Genomic DNA, 19,549 nt, shown 5'->3' on the forward strand with positions numbered 1-19,549 from the left:
TGCATGCAAAGGACGCAGTATGAATAATTTCAAGTTATCGACTCGCCTGACCGCCTTGATTGGTTTTCTCTCACTGCTCATGATCGTGATCGGCGCTTTCGGGCTTTATGGAATCAGCGAGTCCAACCGCCGATTCAAGGTGGTCTATGAAGAGCGCCTGGTCGCACTGGGCGATCTGCTGGAAGTGCAGCGCCTGCTGCTGCGCAACCGCAATGCGGTCTCGGGCGCCATTGCCGTGCACCTGCCCGAATACACGCAGCAAAAGCAGCAGGAGATACAGACCAACATCAACGACGTGAACAAGGCCTGGGCCTCGTTCCGCCAGACCCGGATGACAGAGGAAGAGGCGCAGCTGGCCGACCGCTTCGAGGCCGTGCGCGCGCTGTTCCTGCAAGGCTTTCTGAAGCCGGCCCAGCAGGCGCTGCTGTCCGGTGACCTGGAGCTGGCCCGGCAGCTGCTGATCGACAAGGACGAGGCGCTGTACGCGCCGCTGCGTGATGTGATCGTGCAGCTGACCGCGCTGCAGACCCGCGTCGCCAAGGAGGAATACGAGGCCGCGCAATCGCTGTACCAGGTGATTTTTGCGGTGGCCGTGGGCTCCATCATCGGGGGCGTGCTGCTGGGAGTGCTGCTGGGCTGGTCCATCATCCGCAACATGGCGCGGTCGCTGCGACAGGCCATCCATACGGCCGATGCCGTGGCGGCAGGCGATTTGACACGGCACATCGATGTGCGCGGCAAGGACGAGGTGTCCATGCTGCTGCGCGCGCTGCAGACCATGCAGGAGGGGCTGCGCGGCGTGGTGCGCCAGGTGCACCAGGGATCGGTCAGCGTGGCGGCGGCCAGCGGGCAGATCGCGCAGGCCAACCAGGACCTGTCCTCGCGCACCGAAAGCCAGGCCAGCGCGCTGCAGCAGACGGCAGCCTCCATGGAGCAGCTCAGCTCCACCGTGCGCCAGAACGCCGACAACGCACAGATGGCCAACCAGCTGGCCCTGGGCGCCTCCACCGTGGCCGAGCAGGGCGGCGAAGTCGTGCGGCAGGTGGTCGATACCATGCGCGGCATCAGCGAATCGAGCCGGCAGATCGCCGACATCATCAACGTGATCGATGGCATTGCCTTCCAGACCAACATCCTGGCGCTGAACGCGGCCGTGGAAGCGGCACGCGCCGGCGAACAGGGCCGGGGCTTTGCCGTGGTGGCCACCGAGGTGCGCGGCCTGGCCAGCCGCAGTGCCGAGGCCGCCAAGCAGATCAAGCAGCTCATCACCGACAGCACCAGCCGCGTGCACAACGGCAGCGCGCTGGCCGACCAGGCCGGCACGACCATGGCCGAGGTGGTGGACGCCATACGCCGCGTGACGGATCTGATGGGCGAGATCAGCGCCGCCAGTTCCGAGCAAAGCTCGGGCGTGGCCCAGATCGGCCAGGCGGTCACGCAGATGGACCAGGCCACCCAGCAGAACTCGGCGCTGGTGGAGGAGATGGCCGCCGCGGCCTCCAGCCTGCGCGGCCAGGCCGGCGACCTGGTTCGCACGGTGGGCGCCTTCAAGCTGGAGGCGGCAAGCGGCCATCAGCATGCCGCCGTGGAGCTGCAGCGCAGGCAGCCCATGCTGGCAGCAGGCTGAGACGGAAAGAAACAAGAAAGAGCGCGCGCGAGAAGCCGCCAGACAGGCCAGAGCAAGGCAGCAACAGGCCCTGGCCGCCGGGCCAGTGCCTGCGGCTGGCTCAATGCAGCGCGGTGCCCCTGGCGCCGCGGCTGCGCGCCATCTTGACGCGGTACATGGCCGCATCGGCCTTTTGCAGCGCGTCGTCGGCGTCAATGGAGTCCGGCCGCAGGCAGACCACGCCCACGCTGGCGCCGCCGTAGTCCAGCGTCTTGCCATCGGGCAGCTCGACCTTCATGACCGAGGCCTCCGACAGGCGCTGCTGCAGGTCGCGCGATACGGCGTCGGCCTCGCTGCCGAACAGCGGGCCCACGCCGATGAAGACGAACTCGTCACCGCCGAAGCGCGCCAGCATGTCGGCGCTGCGCAGATGGGAGGACAGGCGCTCTCCCATGGCGCGCAGCAGTGCGTCGCCGGCCTCGTGGCCGTGCTCGTCGTTCACGTTCTTGAAGCGGTCCAGGTCGATGAAGCCCACCACCACGCATTCCTGGCTGCGTGCGCAGCGCGCAATCAGCCGGCCCAGCTCGTCGGTGAGGCAGCGCCGGTTGGGCAGGCCGGTCAGCGGGTCCAGCAAGGCCAGTGCCGCCAGCTCCTGGTTGGCCTTGCTCAAGCTGGTGATGAGCTGCTCGCGCTCCACGCGCTCGGCGATGAGGTTGGCGAACAGGCGCAGCAGGCCCTGGGCCTCGGTGCTCAACGCCTGGGAGGTCTTGCTGGCCGCGCACAGCGTGCCGTAGAGCTGGCCGTCGGAAAAGCGTACCGGGGCGCTGGCGTAGGTGCGAATGCCCAGTTCACGCGCGGCCTCGGAGTCGCCCCAGCAGGCACCGACATCGGGCGTGTACATGCGGCCTTCGTCCAGGGCGCGCTTGCACAGCGTGTCGCCCCAGGGGACGACCAGGCCTTCGGGAATCTGCATCTCGCTCGCGTTGCGCGCGTACAGCACGCGCTGCTGGCCCTGTTCTTCGTTGATGGTGGTGAGATAGGTGGACTCCAGATGCGTACTCTCTTCGAGCATTTGCAGCAGGGGCCGCGTCAACTCTTCCAGAGAATGCGCCTGGGTCACGGACTGGGACAGGCGCTGGACAAGGGACTCCATGAAATACCTCTCGAAATGACGACGGAAGCAGACTGCCCGCGCGCCTGATGAGGGAATGGGAAGGCAGGCGGGCCGGCACCAATTTGGGGATTGTGACCCGGCCAGACGCAGGCGGGAAGCATCCCGGCCGCGCTGCAGGCCGATAAGCCTGCGCGCCACGCGCCGCTGTCAGCAGGCCGACACAGGCGGCCATATCACCTGCACGCGCAGGCCGCCCAGCGTGGGCGAGCGGTCGAGCAGCAGGCGTGCTCCATGCCGCTGGGCAATGGTCTGCACGATGGCCAGGCCCAGTCCGCTGCCCTGCGCCTGCTGGCCCGCAGAAGCCGCTGAAGGCCCGCGCACAAAGCGCCGCAGCACCAGTTCGCGCTCGCTTTCGGCAATGCCGGGGCCCGAGTCCTCGACCACCAGCGCGCGGCCCTGGGCATCGCTGCGCCAGCCCACATCGACGCGGCCGCCTTGCGGCACGTACTTGATGGCGTTGTCCAGCAGGTTGCGCACCAGCATCTGCAATGCCTGTGCGTCGCCCGCCACGGCAAAGGACTGCCGGAGATGCGGGGACTCGCTCAGGCCCATGTCCAGGCCGTGCTGCTGGGCCGCCACGGCCTGGTCCGCCAGGGCCTGCTCCACCACCTCGCGCAGGTCCACGTCGGCAGGTGCAGCCGTGGCAGCGCCGTGCTGCCCCTGCATGCCTTGCAGGCCTGGGGCCGTGCCTTGTACCGTGCCTTGGGCTTCCTGCCGCGCCAATGTCAACAATTGTTCGACGAGCCGTGTGGCCCGGTCTATGCCGGCCGAAAGACGCTGCACGGCCTCGTCATGCGCGGCCGCATCGGGCGCGCGCTGCAAGGCCACCAGTTGCAGCTTGAGCGCGGCCAGCGGAGAGCGCAGCTCGTGCGCGGCGTCTGCCACGAAGTGCTGCTGCGCCTCGAAGGCCTGGCCCACGCGCTGCAGCAGCGCGTTGAGCTCGGCCACCAGGGGCCGCACCTCGTCGGGCAGGCCCTCGGCCGGCACGGGGGCCAGGTCCTGCGGGCGGCGCGCGGCCAGCTCGCGGCGCACGCGCTGCACGGGCGCCAGCGAACTGCGCACCACCCACCACACGGCCAGCGCCAGCACGGGCGCCAGCAAGGCGATGGGCAGCAGGCTTTGCCAGGCGGCATCGCGCGCCAGCGTGCGGCGCACGCGCATGTCCTGCGCCACCTGGATCACCTGCGAGCGCGTCTGCAGCGAGAACACGCGGTAGACGGTGCCGCGCGCGGGCACATCGGCAAAGCCCAGCACGGCCATCTGCGGCAATGCCGCACCCAGCGCGGACTCGAAAATGCGCAGGCCCTCGTTGGTCCAGACCTGGACGATGAATTCGTGGTTCTCATCCTCGGGCGGCGTGCCCTGGGGCCTGCCGCGCGCATCCACCGGCAGGCCGGCGCGCAGCGCGAAGGCGGTCTGCTGCATCTGGTAGTCGAACAGGGTGTCGGTCTGCAGCAGCGCGTTGCGGTAGGCCAGCAGGCCCTGCAGCAGCGCGGTGAGCACGATGGCCGCCCCCAGGAACAGGAGCAGCCGCGTGCCCAGTGCGCCGGGCAGGCGGCCGCGCAGCCGGGCGATGACAGAGGAAGCCGGCGCCGTCATGGCTTGGGCACCATGTAGCCCACGCCGCGCACATTGAGGATCAGCCCCGCGCCCAGCTTCTTGCGCAGGCCGTGGATGTAGACCTCGATGGCGTTGCTGCTGACCTCGTCGCCCCAGCCGTAGAGCTTGTCCTCGATCTGCTGGCGCGACAGCGTGCTGCCCGGGCGCGCCAGCAGCGTCTCCAGCACCGCCCATTCGCGGCCCGAGAGCACCACGTCGCGCCCCTCGACACTGGCCTCGCGCGTGGCGGGATTGAGCCGCACGCCTTCGCGCTCGTACAGCGGATCCATTGCGCCCGACGCCCGGCGCGCCAGCGCACGCAGCCGCGCGAGCAGCTCGTCCAGGTCATAGGGTTTGACCACGTAGTCGTCGGCCCCCGCATCCAGCCCGGCAATGCGGTCGCGCACGGCATCGCGCGCCGTGGCCACCAGCACCGGCGTGCGGTCGCGGCGCCCGCGCAGGCGGCGCAGCACCTGCAAACCGTCCTGCCCCGGCAGGCCCAGGTCCAGCAGCACCATGTCATAGCCATGGCCGCCACCCGGGCCGGGGCACAGGGCCGTATCGGCCTGCAGGCCGTCACGGACCCAGTCCACCGCATGGCCCTCGCCGCGCAGCAGGGTCTGCACGGCCTCGCCGATCATGGCGTCATCTTCGACAAGCAGTAAGCGCATGGCAGAAGAATAGCTCCCTGGACGGCTGGCTCAGTTCCGAGGCACATGCCGCCCGAAACTGGCGCGCTCAAACGTCAGGGGCAGCGAGCAAGGGCCTAAGCCGGCCGCGCCGCCCCGCCGCGAGGCTGTCGTCCCCCTCCTTCGCGAAGCGATTAGAGAGGGGGAAGGCGCGCAGCGACTCAGGGGGTGAGCGGCGGTCACACCGCCGCTTCAATCTTCGGCATGGCCATGCGGGCCTTGGTCAGCGCCATGCCCAGGTTGGCCGTGCGCCGGCAGACGAAGACGGCCACGTAGTCGGGCATGAGCTTGCCGCGCAGGAAGACGTGGATGAGGTTGTCGCTGTTGACGATGAGTTCCTGGAAGTAGTGGTGGCCGTCGTCCTTGAGGCCGCGCGATTTCTTGAACAGGCTCTCGATCATCGAGACGTTGGGGCCGTTGAACAGGTCGGCCGTGGCAGCGGCCACGAGATCGATGACTTCGCGCGGATGCGAGTCCACCGTGCGGATGGCCAGCAGCATGCCGGAGGCGGCATCCACATAGCCGATGGCCAGACATTCGGGCACCGAACCGGCCACCTCGCTCAAAACGTTATCCAGGCTCATTGCAGCTTTCCTTTTTTGTGAATGGATGTGATCGGTCAGCCCATCTTCAGCAGCAGTGCCACTTCGTACGCATACAGCAGGTCCTCCTGGGCCTGGGACTGCACGTACTGGGCATCGATGAGGCGCACGCGGCGCAGCGCCTCGTCGGCGGTGAGGCCCTCGCGCACCAGCCATGCGGCCAACACCGTGCCCGTGCGGCCCAGGCCGGCCAGGCAGTGCACGGCCAGCACCTCGCCCGCGCGCAGCATGGCCGACATGCGCGCCAGCAGCATCTGGATCTGGGCCACCGACGGTGATTCGTGGTCCCGCACCGGCAGGTGCAGGTTGCGCAGGCCATGGCGCTGCAGCGGCTCCTGCGGCAGGTCGTTTTCGGTCAGCGTGATCAGCACGGTGACGCCGCAGCCGCGCAGGGCCTTCAGGTCGAAGTCCATGGACTGCACCACGCCCGGTTGCGGCGCGCCCGCCAGCCGGCCCGGCACCAGCCAGGCAAAGCCGCTGGGGCCACGGCTGGCCAGCACGGCCTGCGGGTCGGCCACCAGCGGCTGCCAGTCCACCAGCACGGAGGGATTGACGGCGCGCGGCCGGGCTGCGGCAGCGGCAGCGGCAGCGGGTGTCGGTGCGGGTGCGGGTACCGGCGCAGGCACGGGTACGGGCTCAGGTGCAGGCATGGGCTCGGATGCAGGCTCGGCGGCCACTGCGTCCGACAGGAATTCGGAGATCGCGGCCACGGCCGCTGCAGGCAGCGGAGGAGGCAGGGGCACGCCCTCCTCCAGGTCTTCGGCCCGCGCATCGGGCGAGGCCACGGCACAGCTGCCGGTGCGCAGGAACTGCTGGCCCGCCAGCGACAGCGGCGCACGCTGGAAGGCTTCCATGGATTGCGCCTCGGCAATGCGGCCGCCGGCCAGCAGCAGCATGTCCTGCGCCACGGCCTGTGCGTGCTGCTGGTGGTGCGTGCTCATCAGCACGGCCGTGCGCTGGGCCACCTGGCGCAGCAGCTCCAGCAGCACGAAGGCCTCGTAGCCCTCAAGCTCTGCCGTGGGCTCGTCCACCATCAGCAGGGCCGGCTCGGCCAGCGCCTCGCGCAGGATGGCCACGGCACGCTGCTGCACGGGGGACAGCTGCAGCGCCGGCTGGTCGAACATCAGCGCAAGCTCGGGAAAGCCGAAGGCCTGCACCTGCGCGCGGCACCAGTCGCGCAGCGCATGCGGCACGAGCTTGAGGCGGGGCCGGGCCAGCTCGACGATGGCGTCGAAGGTGCTGGCCATCATCAGCCGGGCCTGCTGCTGCACCAGGCGCGGCGCCTGCATGGCGCCGGCCCATTCCTGGCCCGCGTAGCGCACGCTGCCCCAGCGGCGAAAGCGCGGATTGGCGGCATTGAGATCGGCCAGCGTGCGCAGCAGCGTGGACTTGCCCGAGCCGCTGGGGCCCAGCAGGGCCGTGATGCCGTGGGTGGGCAGCGTGAAGTCCACCTCAGCCAGGATGACGCGCGCGCCGAACGATGCGCCCAAACCCGCCGCCTGCAAGCTGTAGTCCTGCTTCAAAGCATGCCCTTCCTGTTTTGCCATGGGCCCTTGCGGGCGCTTCTTCCTGAAACCAGAACGGTGCACGCCCGCCTGGATGGGCCGGCAGTCTAAGCGTATTCGCTCTATCTCAAATCGTCACAATTTGAAACACCGCTAACGCAAAAGGACGCGAATTCACAGAATACAACCATCACATTGCCGCACGAATGCAGGAATCGCCAGCCACTGGCCGGTTGAACTCCCCATGCAATAAGCCCCGGCACATTCGTGCCGGGGCTGTGCGATCAATTCAGTGTGCAGGTGCTTTTCAGTCCCTTACCTCCTTTCGCTTACCCGAGACGTACGGGAACAAATATCCTGTTGCCATCGCGCCAAATCAGCACGGCCACGGTCTTGCCGGCCTTGGCCATGGCGGCGCGCACGGCCTCGATATCTCCGGCAGGCGAGCCATTGATGGACAGCAGCACATCGCCCTGCGTGATGCCGGCCTCGGCCGCCGGGCCTGCGGCGTCGGCAACGACCAGGCCGTCCTTCACGCCGATCTGCTGCTTTTCCTCGGGCTGCAGCGGGCGCAGGGCCAGGCCCAGCTTGCCCTTGCCGGCGTCGGGCTTGTCCTTGGCCACCTTGGCGGCCTTGTCGCTGGCATCGCCCAGCACGGCGCTGAGCGTGCGGGCCTCGCCGTTGCGCCATATCTCCAGCGTGACCTTCTGGCCCGGCAGCGCCTGGCCCACAAAGGCCGGCAGATCACCCGAGCCCACGATGGGCTGGCCATCGATCTTGCGCACCACGTCGCCGGGCTCCAGTCCCGCCTTGGCGGCAGGGCCGTTCTTATCCACGCTGGACACCAGGGCGCCTTCGGGACGGTCGAGCTTGAAGGAATCGGCAAAGGCCTGGTTCACCTCCTGCACGGCCACGCCCAGCCGCGCATGCTGCACCTTGCCCGTGGCCACGATCTGCTGCTGCACGCGCGTGGCCACCTCGATGGGAATGGCGAAGGACACGCCCTGGTAGCCGCCCGAGCGCGAGTAGATCTGGCTGTTGATGCCCACCACCTCGCCGCGTGCGTTGAACAGCGGGCCGCCCGAGTTGCCGGGGTTGATGGCCACGTCGGTCTGCAGGAAGGGCACGAAGGAGTCGTCAGGCAGGGTGCGGCCCTTGGCGCTGACCACACCGGCCGTCACGCTGCTCTCGAAGCCGAAGGGCGAGCCGATGGCCAGCACCCAGTCGCCCACGCGCAGATCGGCCGTCTTGCCCAGCGACACCGTGGGCAGGTTCTTCGCCTCGATGCGCAGCACGGCCACGTCGGTCTTGGGATCGGCGCCCAGCACCTTGGCGCTGAACTCGCGCCGGTCGGTCAGCTTGACGGTCACTTCCTTGGCGCCGCGCACCACGTGGGCGTTGGTCAGGATCAGGCCGTCGCTGGAGACGATGAAGCCCGAGCCTTCGCCGCGCGTGGGCACATCGCGCTGGGGCTGGCCCTGGCCCATGCCCGGCATGCCGGGCACGCCGAAGCGGCGGAAGAATTCAAAGAACGGATCGTTGGGGTCCATGCCCGGCACGCCCTGCTGCCCCTGGCGCGCTGCGGCCTCGTCGCCGTCCTCGCCCATGGCACGCGAGCTGCCGACCACGCTGATGTTGACCACGGCCGCGCCATTGCGCGCCGTGATGTCGGCAAAGTTGGGCGCCGCCACGGCGCCGGCGGGAGAAGCAGGAGAAGCGGCAGAAGCAGGCTGTGCTGCAGGCGCAAACAGCGACGTGGCGGCACGCGCATCGCCATGCACCACACCAACCAGACCGGCGCCCGTGGCGCCCAGGGCGCCGATGGCACCTGCGGCCACCAGGGCCAGCACCAGACGGCGGGGAGTCGACAGAATCTTGTTCATGGCAGACCTTTCCTCAAAAGCAGCGTTCCTTGCTGCGTTGGGGAGAAGTCTGAAGGGGCAGACTTAGGCGAGGCTTAGAAGCCTCGCCGTGCATCTCAGATCAGCGCCAGCACCTTCTCCGGCGGGCGGCACAGCGCCGCGCCCTTGGGCGTGACGACGATGGGGCGGTTGAGCAGCACCGGGTGCTCGGCCACGGCGGCGAGCAACTGCGCATCGCTGGCCAATGCATCGCCCAGGCCCAGCTCGGCGAAGACGGCTTCCTTGCTGCGCAGCAGCTCGCGCACGGGCATGCCCAGCTGCCGGACCAGGGCCTGCAGTTGCTCAGCGTCCAGGGGCTGGGCGATGTAGTCGACGATGGTCGGCTCTATGCCGTTGTCGCGCAGCAGGGCCAGCGCGCCGCGCGAGTTGCTGCAGCGGTTGTTGTGGTAGATGGTGATGTCGGTGCGGGGGGCGGTGGTGTTCATGGGCCGCAGTGTAGGCCCATGAAAATGCGTCTCAGGCCACGGCTTCCTCGGGATGGGCATCGACCTCGCGGCCGGGCAGCAGCAGGTTCAGCCCCACCGCGACCAGGGCGCCGACGGTAATGCCCGAGCCGAAGACTTCGCGCACGAAGGCAGGCATGCGGGCCAGCAGGTCCGGGCGCACCGTGACCGCCAGGCCGCAGCCCAGCGAGACCGCGATGATCAGGCTGGCACGCCGCGAGTGCTCGGCGCCGCTGAGCATGCGGATGCCGGCAGAAATGATCATGGCAAACATCATCAGCCCCGCGCCGCCGAGCACGGGCTGCGGAATCGTCACCACCAGTGCGCCCAGCACAGGAAAGAGGCCTGCCAGCAGCAGCATGACGCCCGTCAGCATGACCACGTGGCGGCTGGCCACGCCGGTCAGCGAGACCACGCCCACGTTCTGGGCGAAGGTGGACAGCGGAGGGCTGGACATCACGGCCGCGAAGGCCGAGCCCACGCCGTCGCACAGCATTCCGCTGGACAGGCGCTTGCCGTCGATGCGCGTCTGCGTGGCCGCGCCCAGGGCCATGAAGGTGCCCGTGGTCTCGACGATGGTCACCAGAAAAGCGATGGACATGGCGACGATGCCGGCCACCGGGAACGTCATGCCGAAGGTCAGCGGCTGCGGGATGGCGAAGACCGCGGCCTCGCTCACCTGGGTGAAGTCGATCAGGCCCAGCGCCAGGCACAGCACATAGCCGCAGGCGATGCCCAGCACCACGGCCGAGGCAGAGACGATGCCCCTGCCCCACTGCACGAAGCCGATCACCAGCACCAGCACGAAGCCGGCGATGGCCAGGTGGCCGATCGCGCCGTAGTCGCTGCGGCCCACGCCGCCCGCAGCCCAGTCCACGGCGACGGGGGTCAGCGACAGGCCGATCATGGTCACGACCACGCTGGTCACGGTGTGCGGGAAGAAGCGGCGGATCACGGGCATGAAGTAGCTGCCCACGATCATCACCAGCGACCCTACCAGCGAGGAGCCCAGGATGCCGGCCACGCCATGCTCCAGCCCCACGCTGATGCCCGCGCCCACGAAGGCGAAGCTGGTGCCCATGACGCAGGGCAGCCGTATGCCCACGGGCCCCACCCCCCTGCACTGGACGATGGTGACCACGCCCGAGCCCAGCAGCGCTGCATTCACCAGCGCCACGATCTGGTCGGCCGGCAGCTTGAGCGCCCCGCCGAAGACCAGGGGCACGGCGATGATGCCGCCCAGCGCCGCCAGCAGGTGCTGCAGCGACAGAAGCACCGTGGTGATGAGCATTGGCGGACGGTCTTCCACCTTGTAAAGCAGTTGTTCCATTGTCTTGTCTCCTTGTGTCCTGGCCGTTGGCCTCTTCAGAGGCGCTTGTATGTATGTCGGGGCAGTGGTGCCGGAAAAGGGTGGGGGTCCTGAAAGTGCTGTCCGGGTCTTCGAGCCTCCTGGAGATGCTTCGGGGGAATGGCGCAGCGCGGCAGGTCGGCACCCGCGATGGCCTGGGTGCCGGCCTACCGCGCTGCAGGGTGATGTCAGTGGCCCGCTGCGCGCTCGAACAGCGTGCGGGCCAGTTCGCGGTGGCGTGTCAGCACGCGCGGCAGGTCGGCCGTGAGCAGGTGGCCGTCACGCACCACGACACGGCCGTTGATGACGCTGGTGGACACGTCGGTGGGCGTGCAGAACACCAGCGCGGCCACGGGGTCATGGCCTGCGCCCGCGTAGCCCACGCCCGACATGTCGAAGGCCACGAAGTCGGCCGACATGCCCGGCGCCAGCGCGCCGATGTCGTCGCGCCCCAGCACGCGCGCGCCGCCCAGCGTGGCGATCTCCAGCGCCTCGCGCGCGCCCATGGCGGCAGGGCCGTGGCCCACGCGCTGCAGCAGCAGGGCCTGGCGCGCCTCGCCCAGCATGTGGGCGCCGTCGTTGGAGGCGCTGCCGTCCACGCCCAGGCCCACGGGCACGCCCGCATCGCGCATGGTGCGCACGGGTGCGATGCCCGAGGCCAGGCGCATGTTGGAGCACGGGCAATGCGCCACGCCCGTGCCCGTGCGCGCGAACAGCGCAATGCCCTCGGCATCGAGCTTGACGCAGTGGGCATGCCAGACATCGGGGCCGACCCAGCCCAGACTTTCGGCGTACTGCGCGGGGGTGAGGCCGAATTTCTCGCGAGAGAAGGCGACGTCGTTGTCGTTCTCGGCCAGGTGGGTGTGCAGCGACACGCCGTGCGCACGCGCCAGCACGGCGGACTCGCGCATCAGCTCGCGCGTCACCGAAAACGGCGAGCATGGCGCCAGCACCACGCGCAGCATGGAGTGGCGTGCGCTGTCGTGGTACTGCTGGATCAGGCGCAGGCTGTCGCGCAGGATGGCTTCCTCTTCCTCCACCACCGCGTCGGGCGGCAGGCCGCCCTTGCTGCGGCCCAGGCTCATGGAGCCGCGCGCCGCATGAAAGCGCATGCCCATCTGCTGCGCCGCGGCGATGGAGTCGTCCAGCCGAGCGCCATTCGGATACAGGTACAGGTGGTCGCTGGTGGTGGTGCAGCCCGACAGCATCAGCTCGGCCATGGCGGTCTGGGTGGAGACGTGGATCATCTCCGGCGTGAGGTGCGACCACAGCATGTACAGGTTGGTGAGCCACGAGAACAGCTCCGCATCCTGCGCGGCAGGCACGGCGCGCGTGAGGCTCTGGTACATGTGGTGGTGCGTGTTGACCAGGCCCGGCATCACCACGCGGCCGCGCATGTCCAGCACCTGAGCCGTGCCGTCGTCCACCATGCGGCGGTACTGCGGCGGCAGATCGGCCGTGGCGCCCACCCATTGCACGGCCGGGCCGTCGGCCACCAGGGCGCCGTCGCGGATCTCGCGGCGCTGCGCATCCATGGTGACGAGTACATCGGCGTTCAGTGCGATCAAGGTCATGGCGTTCTCTTCTTCGAAATGGAAAAGCCGCCAGTCTAGGAAGGACACGCCATTGCCGATAGCGCTGAATTCCGCCCGATGTGTCCACAAAAAGTGGACAAGTGCCTAAGACTCACCGCCCCCCGGCAAACAGCCTTGCCAGCGCCTGGCCGATGGACTGGGCCATCAGCTCGCCCGCCGCGCTCAACTGCCCCCTGGCCCGGCCGGTCAGCACCAGCGTCTGCCGCCGCAGATGCGCATCGCGCAAAGGCACGAAGACCAGGGCATTGCGGCTGCGCTCCTCCATCACGTCCAGCGGGTTGAGCAGGGCAATGCCCTCGCCCAGCATGACCAGGCGCTGGATCAGCGCCATGGAGGTGGATTCGGCCACGGGCGTGACCTCGATGGCGTTGCGCGCAAAGGCTTCGTCCAGCAGGCTGCGGATGGACAGCGGCGGCGCGGGCAGGATGAGCGGATGGCCTATGCACTCGCTGAGCAGCACCGACGATTGGCGTGCCAGCGCATGCCGGGGCGGCACGATGGCGCCGATCTGCCATTCGCTGATGGCCAGCGCGCGCAGCGCGGGGCGTTCGGACAGGTCGTAGGCCAGGCCCAGGTCGGCGTCGCCGCCTTCCACGGCAGCCGCGATGTCGCTCAGGGGCAGGTCGATGATGCGCACCACGATGCCCGGGTGGCGCTGGCGGAATTCATGCACCAGCGAGGGCAGCAGCGAGCCGGCCAGCCCCGTGGTCGCGGCCACGGTGATCTCGCCGCTGCGCGCGCCCTGCAGTTCGGCAATGCGCTCGCGCAGCGCCGCATGCTCGCGCAGCGTGGCGCGCACATGGGCCAGCACCATCTCGCCCGTCGGGGTGAGGCGCAGGCGCTTGTGGATGCGCTCGAACAGGGGCGTGCCCAGCTCGGCCTCCAGGTCGAGGATCTGGCGGTTGACGGCCGTGGGGGCCACGTGCAGATGTTCGGCCGCCTTGCGGATGGAACCGCGGCGGACTACTTCGTCGAGATAGCGCAGGACTCTGGCGTGCATGGCGCGAGCGTAGCGGGGTTTGCCGGGCCGCGCTTTGCAGCGCCCGGCAGCCCAGGCTCAGCGGGCCGTGCCCGGGCGCTCGGCGCGCAGCGTGCGGCTGAGCATGATCACGGGGATCAGGCCCACCAGCACCAGGGCCAGCGACGGCAGGGCGGCCTCGCCCAGGCGTTCGTCGCGCGCGAGCTGGTAGGCCACGACGGCCAGGGTGTCGCTGTTGAAGGGGCGCAGCACCATGGTGGCGGGCAGCTCCTTCATCACATCGACGAAGACCAGCAGCGCCGCCGCTGCCGTGGAGCGCCTGAGCAGCGGCCAGTGCACGCGCGACAGCATGCCCCAGGCGCCCGTGCCCAGCATGCGGGCCGAGTCGTCCAGGCTGGGCGCGATGCGCGCATAGCCGCTTTGCATGGACTGCAGGGCCACGGCGCAAAATCGCACCAGGTAGGCCCAGACAATGCCCACGGCGGTGGCCGTGACCAGGCCGGCAAAACCCCATTCGGGCCGCACCTGCTGCACCCAGCCCACGGGCAGCAGCAGGCCGACGACGACCACGGCGCCCGGCACCGCATAGCCCAGGCTGGCCAGTTGCACCACGCCGCGCGTGACGGCCGACTCCTTGTGGCGGCGCACGGCAAACGCCAGGGCCACGGCGATGATGACGGCCAGCACCGAGGTGATGGCGCCCAGGCGCACGCTGTTGAGCGCCCAGTCGAGGAAGCGGTCCCAGGGCAGCACCGACCAGTCGGCCGCCAGCGGGCGCAGCATGAAGAACACGGGCGCCACAAAGCCCATGAGCACAGGCAGCAGGCACACCAGCCAGGCCAGCGCGCAGCGCCAGCCGCGCAGGCGCAGCGGCTGCGCCTCGGCCGAGCCGGCACGGCCCGCGCCGCCGGTGACGAAGCGCATGCGCCGCTGCGCGCGCAGCTCCAGCTGCTGCAGCAGCACCACCAGCACCAGCAGGAAGGTGGCCAGCTGCGCGGCGGCAATGCGGTTGTCCATGGACAGCCAGGCCTTGTAGATGCCCGTGGTGAAGGTCTGTATGCCGAAGTAGCTGACCACGCCGAAGTCGGCCAGCGTCTCCATCACCACCAGGGCCACGCCAGCGGCCACGGCCGGGCGCGCCAGCGGCAGCGCCACCGACCAGATGCGCCGCGACAGCGGCGCACCCATCAGGCGCGCGGCCTCCATCAGGTGCGCGGCGCGTTCGCCCAGCGCGGTGCGCGCCAGCAGGTAGACATACGGGTAGAGCGAGAAGATGAAGACCCAGACCGCGCCGCCGAGGCTGCGCACCTCGGGCAGGAGCCGGCCTTCCAGGCCATAGGTGTCGCGCATCCAGGTCTGCAGCGGGCCGCTGAACTGCAGGAAGTCGGTATAGGCATAGGCCGTGACATAGGCCGGCATGGCCAGCGGCAGCAGCAGCAGCCATTCCAGTTGGCGCCGGCCGCGGAAGTCGAACAGCGTCACGGCCGCCGCCGTGCCCGTGCCCACGATGGCCGCGCCCAGCGCCACCAGCAGGCCCAGCCAGACCGTGGTCCACAGATAGCCGGGCAGCACGGTGGCGGCCATCTCGCGCAGGATGGAGCCGGCCAGGGCATCGCCCTGCCCCAGAGGCAGCCAGGAGCCGAGCACGGCCAGCACGGGCAGCATCAGCACCAGGGCCAGCAGGAGCAGTGGAAGGGAGCGGAGTACGGACGACAGACGGCGCAAAGCGGAGGTCTCGGCTAGAGGATGAGGGGGAGGATCTGGCTGCCGGGCTATGGAACGGGCCGGGATCCGCGGCAGCCACCGGCCTGTGGGCCGAGGTGCCGCCGAGACCGGACGTGCCTGCGGGCTGCTGGAGTCGGCGGGCTCCGGGCATGCCCCTGGCCCGCCAATGCAAATGCGAATTCTATTCATTTGCGCGGTTCTACAATCGCCGCATGTTTTTGACCGTCTCCCAACTCGAGGTGCGATACCCGGGCCGCGACAGGCCTGCCGTGCAGGGCGTCACGCTGAATCTGGCCGCTGGCGACATCGGCGTGCTCATCGGCCCCTCGGGCTGCGGCAAGACCACGCTGCTGCGTGCCGTGGCGGGCCTGGAGCCCGTGAGCGGCGGCGAGATCCGCATCGACGGCCAGCTCGTGGGCAGCGCGGATTTCTCGCTCCCTCCCGAGCAGCGGCGCATCGGCATGGTGTTCCAGGACTATGCGCTGTTCCCCCATCTGAACGTGGGACGCAACGTGGCCTTCGGCATCCACCATCTGCCCAAGGCGCGCCAGGCCGAGCGCGTGGCCGAGGTGCTGGAGCTGGTGGGCCTGGCCGGCAGTGCAGGAAGGTTTCCGCACGAGCTGTCAGGCGGCCAGCAGCAGCGCGTGGCGCTGGCGCGCGCGCTGGCGCCCAGCCCGCAGCTGATGCTGCTGGACGAGCCGTTTTCCAACCTCGACGTGGACCTGCGCGAGCGCCTGGCGCATGAGGTGCGCGGCATCCTCAAGGCAGCAGGCGCCACGGCCCTGTTCGTCACGCACGACCAGCTGGAGGCCTTTGCCATCGGCGACATGATCGGCGTGGTCCACCAGGGGCAGCTGCAGCAGTGGGACGACGCCTATTCGCTGTACCACCGGCCGGCCACGCGCTTCGTGGCGGACTTCATCGGCCACGGCGTCTTCGTGCCGGCCACGCTGGCGCCCAGCGGTGCCGGCGGCGTGGTGGCGCGCACGGCGCTGGGCGATCTGGTCGATCCGGCCACCTGCCCGCTGCCTGCGCAGTTTGCGGACGGCGAATGCGATGTGCTGCTGCGCGCCGACGATGTGGTGCACGACGATGCCTCCCCCGTGCAGGCACGCATCCTGCGCAAGGCGTTTCGCGGCTCGGAGTTCCTCTACACGCTGGAGCTGGCCAGCGGCCACAGCGTGCTGGCCCATGTGCCCAGCCACCACGACCATGCGGTGGGCGAGTGGGTGGGCATACGGCTGGACATGAATCACGTGGTCGCCTTCCCGCGCGAGAGACAGGGCACTGCGCAGACCGCAGCGGCCTGAGCAGGCGGCCGCCGCCGCGCCGTCCAGGCCTTTGTCATCCGACGGTCATGGGTGAAACACAGAATCTGTCACATCTTGTGACAATTCAAGGCCACCCATGTTTGCTCTGGACCCCTCCTCCACGCAGCACGCTGCATCTGCTCCGACACCGGTTCCGGCGCTTGCCCCTGCGCCCGCCGCGCCACGCCTGCTGGCCCGCGCAGGCCAGCTCAGCCAGCCCACGGCGCCGATTCCCCCCGACACCAGCAACGAGGACGTGCACCGGCTGTTCAGCGAGCAGCCCCTGCTCGAAACCCTGGCCGTGGTGGCCGACGACCGGCCGCTGGGCCTGATCAACCGCCAGCGCTTCATGGAGCAGTACGCGCGGCCCTTTGCGCGCGACGTGTTCGGCCGCCGCAGCTGCCTGGTATTCACCGACACCGCGCCCATGGTGGTGGCGGCCGGCCTGCCCATCGACCAGCTGGTGCAGCAGGCGCTGGCCAGCGGCAGCCGCGTGCTCAAGGACGGCTTCATCACCGTCGAGGAAGGCCGCTATGCAGGCATAGGCACGGGCCACGCGCTGATGGCCGCCATGTCCGACATCGAGGCCGACAAGACGCGCCAGCTCATGGCCAGCATCGACTACGCCAGCCTGATCCAGCGCTCGCACCTGGTCGAGTCCGACCGCGTGCTGGCCAGCCAGCTGGCCGACCACGGCCTGCTGTGGGAGCCGCGCGACGTGGTGGGCGGCGATGCGTATTTCTTCCGTGCCACACCGCAGGGCCTGCTGGGCTGCATGTTCGACTGCACGGGCCACGGCGTGCCGGGCGCCTTCATGACGCTGATTGCGCTGTCCTTCCTCGAACAGGCCGTGGCGCCTGCAGGTATCGGCACCAGTACCGGCACCGGCGCCGCCATCGACCCCGGCGCCCTGCTGGGCCAGATGAACCGCTACATCAAGCGCGTGCTGCAGCAGCGCAGCCGCGACGCCCAGCCGGCCTGGGGCGCACCAGCGGCCCCCGCCGACGGCCTGCCTGCGGAGAAGACCTCCAGCGATGGCCTGGACGCCGCGCTGTTCCTGCAGTCGCCCTGCGGCACGCAACTGCGCTTTGCATCGGCCCGGCTGGACCTGCTGGTGGCGCCGCCCGGCGTGCAGGAGGCGGCCCAGGTGCAGATCCATGCCGGCGACAAGCTGGGCATAGGCTATGCGACCACGCCCGACGACGCAGCCTGGAGCACGCAGGTGCTGGAGGTCGCGCCCGGCTCGCTGCTGATGGTGGCCACCGATGGCGTCATCGACCAGTTGGGTGGGCCGCGCCAGATCGCCCACGGCAGAAAGCGCCTGGCGCGCTTCCTGCACGAGCAGCAGGACCGCCCCGCCGCCCAGGCCTGCGCCGAGTTCCGGCAGGCCTTCGCCCAGTGGCAGGGCACGCAGCGCCGGCGCGACGATGTGTCTCTGCTGGTCTGGCGCAACCAGGCCCTGCAGCCCGCCACCTGCGTGCAAGGCCAGCCATGAGCCCGGCCGAATTCGCTCAGCTGCGCGCCCAGGCCGAGCACAACGGCCTGCTGCTGTACTACGCGGGCACCTTCAACCCCCACGTGATCCAGGCGGCGGCCGACACGCTCAAGAGCCGCCTGGCCAGCGAGGACGGATCGAGCAGCGCCAAGCGCAAGCTGTTTTCCACCTTCATCGAGATGGCGCAGAACGTGCTGCACTACGCAGCGCCCCTGCCTGCGGCCGACACCGGCCCCCGCCAGGCGCTCAGCGCGCCCGTGCCACAGGGCGCCATCGGCGTGGGCCGTATCGATGCGCAGACCTGTGCCCAAGAGGCAGGGCCCGATCAGGCGCCTGCCCGCTTCTGGATCGCCTGCAGCAATGCCGTGCGCAGCGAGCATGTGCCGCGCCTGGCCGCCAAGCTGGATGCCGTGCGCGCCATGAGCCACCCCGAGATCAAGGCCGCCTACAAGGCCCAACTGCACAACACGGACCACGGCACCAGCGACGACATCAGCCGGGGCGCGGGCCTGGGCTGGCTGACCATTGCGCGCGATGCCTCGGCACCGCTGCAGTACCACATCGCCACGGGAGAGGACGCCGCCGAGACCGCGCCCCATGCCGTATTCCACGTCAAGGCGCTGATCTGAACGCCGGGCGTCCTTCAACGAACCGACCTGCCGCCATGCAAGCATTGAAATCCGAACGCACCTCCGTCACGCCCGAAGTGGTCTTCTCGCCGGCCGAGCAGCTTCTGCGCATCGAAGGCGAGTGCTATCCCGAAAACCCCCTGCCCTTCTTCAACCCCATCCTGTCCATGCTGGGCCGGTATTTCGAGGCCAGCCAGCCTCCTCGCTTCGTGGCCGAGATGAAGCTGCAGTACATCAACAGCGCCTCCACCATGGGCCTGCGCTCGCTGTTCGCGCTGCTGGACCAGGCCGGGCAAAAGGGCACGGACATCCGCGTGGTCTGGGCCTTTGACGAGGAGGACGACGCCATCGAGGAACTGGGCGCCGACCTGGTGGAGGACTTCGCCAACCTGGTGCTGGAGCGACAGCCCTACAGCAACTGAGGGCAGGCCTGCTCCGCCCTGGCCTTCAGGCCAGCGGCTTGCCCATGAGCACCGTGGTCAGGCCGCAGTCCCATTCCTCGTCGGGATAGGTGTCCAGCGTGGCATATCCCTGCGCCGTGTAAAAGCCCAGGGCCTGGGTGTTGAAGCTGTCGGTCTCCAGCCGCACCTGGGCGTGGCCGTCGGCGCGCATGGCCTGCTCCGCGTGGGCCAGCAGCGCACGGCCCACGCCGCGCCCCTGCCAGGCCGGCAGCACATGCAGGGCGCCGATGAAGTCATCCACGCGGTCCACGAAGCCGGCCACCACGCCATCGCACTCGGCCACCCAGAACAGGTGACCGCGCGACTGCACGTACTGCGCGGTGCGGCCCGAGGCGCGGAACCGTGCATCCTTGTCCGCCGTCAGTTGCGGCTTCCAGGTGCTGTCGTAGGTGGCCCAGAGCACGGCGTTCAGGGCGGGAAGGTCATCAGGCCGCGAGGGCCGAAGCGAGAAGGTGTCTGTCATGTCG

Annotated in this window: 17 protein-coding genes; 5 read left to right on the forward strand and 12 right to left on the reverse strand. The window is 69.3% G+C overall.

Going from position 1 to position 19,549, the window contains the following annotated elements:
• The first annotated feature begins 19 nt into the window (after positions 1–19).
• Positions 20–1,627, forward strand: coding sequence for a methyl-accepting chemotaxis protein (locus HFGMBDPB_RS04835; RefSeq protein WP_016447912.1), 1,608 nt, complete (start codon positions 20–22; stop codon positions 1,625–1,627).
• Positions 1,628–1,727: 100 nt separating this feature from the next.
• On the opposite strand, the gene HFGMBDPB_RS04840 is transcribed toward HFGMBDPB_RS04835, so the two are convergent.
• The 11 genes from HFGMBDPB_RS04840 to HFGMBDPB_RS04890 form a co-directional block, all read right to left on the reverse strand.
• Entirely contained in the window at positions 1,728–2,759 is a 1,032-nt protein-coding gene (locus tag HFGMBDPB_RS04840; protein WP_016453209.1) for a sensor domain-containing diguanylate cyclase, read from the reverse strand.
• Between the two features lie 168 nt (positions 2,760–2,927).
• Positions 2,928–4,379 (reverse strand): ATP-binding protein, encoded by a 1,452-nt coding sequence (locus HFGMBDPB_RS04845; protein WP_212645004.1) that lies wholly within the window; start codon positions 4,377–4,379, stop codon positions 2,928–2,930.
• A complete protein-coding gene (locus HFGMBDPB_RS04850; protein WP_212645005.1) occupies positions 4,376–5,050 on the reverse strand; it encodes a response regulator in 675 nt (224 codons plus the stop codon). Before HFGMBDPB_RS04850 ends, HFGMBDPB_RS04845 begins: the two co-directional genes overlap by 4 nt.
• Before the next feature lie 197 nt (positions 5,051–5,247).
• Positions 5,248–5,652: a hypothetical protein gene (locus HFGMBDPB_RS04855; RefSeq protein WP_012203525.1), complete on the reverse strand. Its 405-nt coding sequence runs from the start codon at positions 5,650–5,652 to the stop codon at positions 5,248–5,250.
• A 35-nt stretch (positions 5,653–5,687) separates the two neighbouring features.
• On the reverse strand, positions 5,688–7,217 hold the full coding sequence (locus HFGMBDPB_RS04860) for a phosphatase domain-containing putative toxin (protein WP_249343347.1): 1,530 nt from the start codon (positions 7,215–7,217) through the stop codon (positions 5,688–5,690).
• A 287-nt stretch (positions 7,218–7,504) separates the two neighbouring features.
• On the reverse strand, positions 7,505–9,058 hold the full coding sequence (locus tag HFGMBDPB_RS04865) for a Do family serine endopeptidase (RefSeq protein WP_016447917.1): 1,554 nt from the start codon (positions 9,056–9,058) through the stop codon (positions 7,505–7,507).
• A gap of 95 nt (positions 9,059–9,153) precedes the next feature.
• Complete coding sequence (gene arsC, locus HFGMBDPB_RS04870) at positions 9,154–9,522, reverse strand: arsenate reductase (glutaredoxin) (RefSeq protein ID WP_016447918.1); 369 nt, start codon at positions 9,520–9,522, stop codon at positions 9,154–9,156.
• Between the two features lie 31 nt (positions 9,523–9,553).
• Positions 9,554–10,870, reverse strand: a complete 1,317-nt coding sequence (locus HFGMBDPB_RS04875) for a nucleobase:cation symporter-2 family protein (RefSeq protein ID WP_013804016.1) — start codon at positions 10,868–10,870, stop codon at positions 9,554–9,556.
• A gap of 206 nt (positions 10,871–11,076) precedes the next feature.
• Entirely contained in the window at positions 11,077–12,462 is a 1,386-nt protein-coding gene (locus HFGMBDPB_RS04880) for an 8-oxoguanine deaminase (RefSeq protein ID WP_013804017.1), read from the reverse strand.
• Positions 12,463–12,574: 112 nt separating this feature from the next.
• Positions 12,575–13,483 (reverse strand): LysR family transcriptional regulator, encoded by a 909-nt coding sequence (locus HFGMBDPB_RS04885; RefSeq protein WP_016447921.1) that lies wholly within the window; start codon positions 13,481–13,483, stop codon positions 12,575–12,577.
• 57 nt (positions 13,484–13,540) lie between these two features.
• Positions 13,541–15,187, reverse strand: coding sequence for an ABC transporter permease (locus tag HFGMBDPB_RS04890; protein WP_212645006.1), 1,647 nt, complete (start codon positions 15,185–15,187; stop codon positions 13,541–13,543).
• 212 nt (positions 15,188–15,399) lie between these two features.
• On the opposite strand from HFGMBDPB_RS04890, the gene HFGMBDPB_RS04895 reads away from it, so the two are divergent.
• From HFGMBDPB_RS04895 to HFGMBDPB_RS04910, 4 genes are all read left to right on the forward strand, one after another.
• Positions 15,400–16,497 (forward strand): ABC transporter ATP-binding protein, encoded by a 1,098-nt coding sequence (locus HFGMBDPB_RS04895; protein ID WP_061288097.1) that lies wholly within the window; start codon positions 15,400–15,402, stop codon positions 16,495–16,497.
• Between the two features lie 97 nt (positions 16,498–16,594).
• A complete protein-coding gene (locus tag HFGMBDPB_RS04900; protein WP_016447924.1) occupies positions 16,595–17,992 on the forward strand; it encodes a SpoIIE family protein phosphatase in 1,398 nt (465 codons plus the stop codon).
• Positions 17,989–18,621: a DUF6272 family protein gene (locus tag HFGMBDPB_RS04905; RefSeq protein WP_016447925.1), complete on the forward strand. Its 633-nt coding sequence runs from the start codon at positions 17,989–17,991 to the stop codon at positions 18,619–18,621. Before HFGMBDPB_RS04900 ends, HFGMBDPB_RS04905 begins: the two co-directional genes overlap by 4 nt.
• A gap of 35 nt (positions 18,622–18,656) precedes the next feature.
• Positions 18,657–19,043 (forward strand): DUF1987 domain-containing protein, encoded by a 387-nt coding sequence (locus HFGMBDPB_RS04910; RefSeq protein WP_016447926.1) that lies wholly within the window; start codon positions 18,657–18,659, stop codon positions 19,041–19,043.
• 25 nt (positions 19,044–19,068) lie between these two features.
• Here the strand turns inward: HFGMBDPB_RS04910 and HFGMBDPB_RS04915 are convergent, their stop codons facing one another.
• The gene (locus tag HFGMBDPB_RS04915) at positions 19,069–19,545 is read right to left on the reverse strand and encodes a GNAT family N-acetyltransferase (protein ID WP_016447927.1); all 477 of its coding nucleotides are present in this window, start codon (positions 19,543–19,545) and stop codon (positions 19,069–19,071) included.
• Positions 19,546–19,549 lie beyond the last annotated feature (4 nt).

Source organism: Delftia sp. PE138, assembly GCF_018320755.1.
In the GTDB taxonomy this organism is placed as follows: Bacteria; Pseudomonadota; Gammaproteobacteria; order Burkholderiales; family Burkholderiaceae_C; genus Comamonas; species Comamonas tsuruhatensis.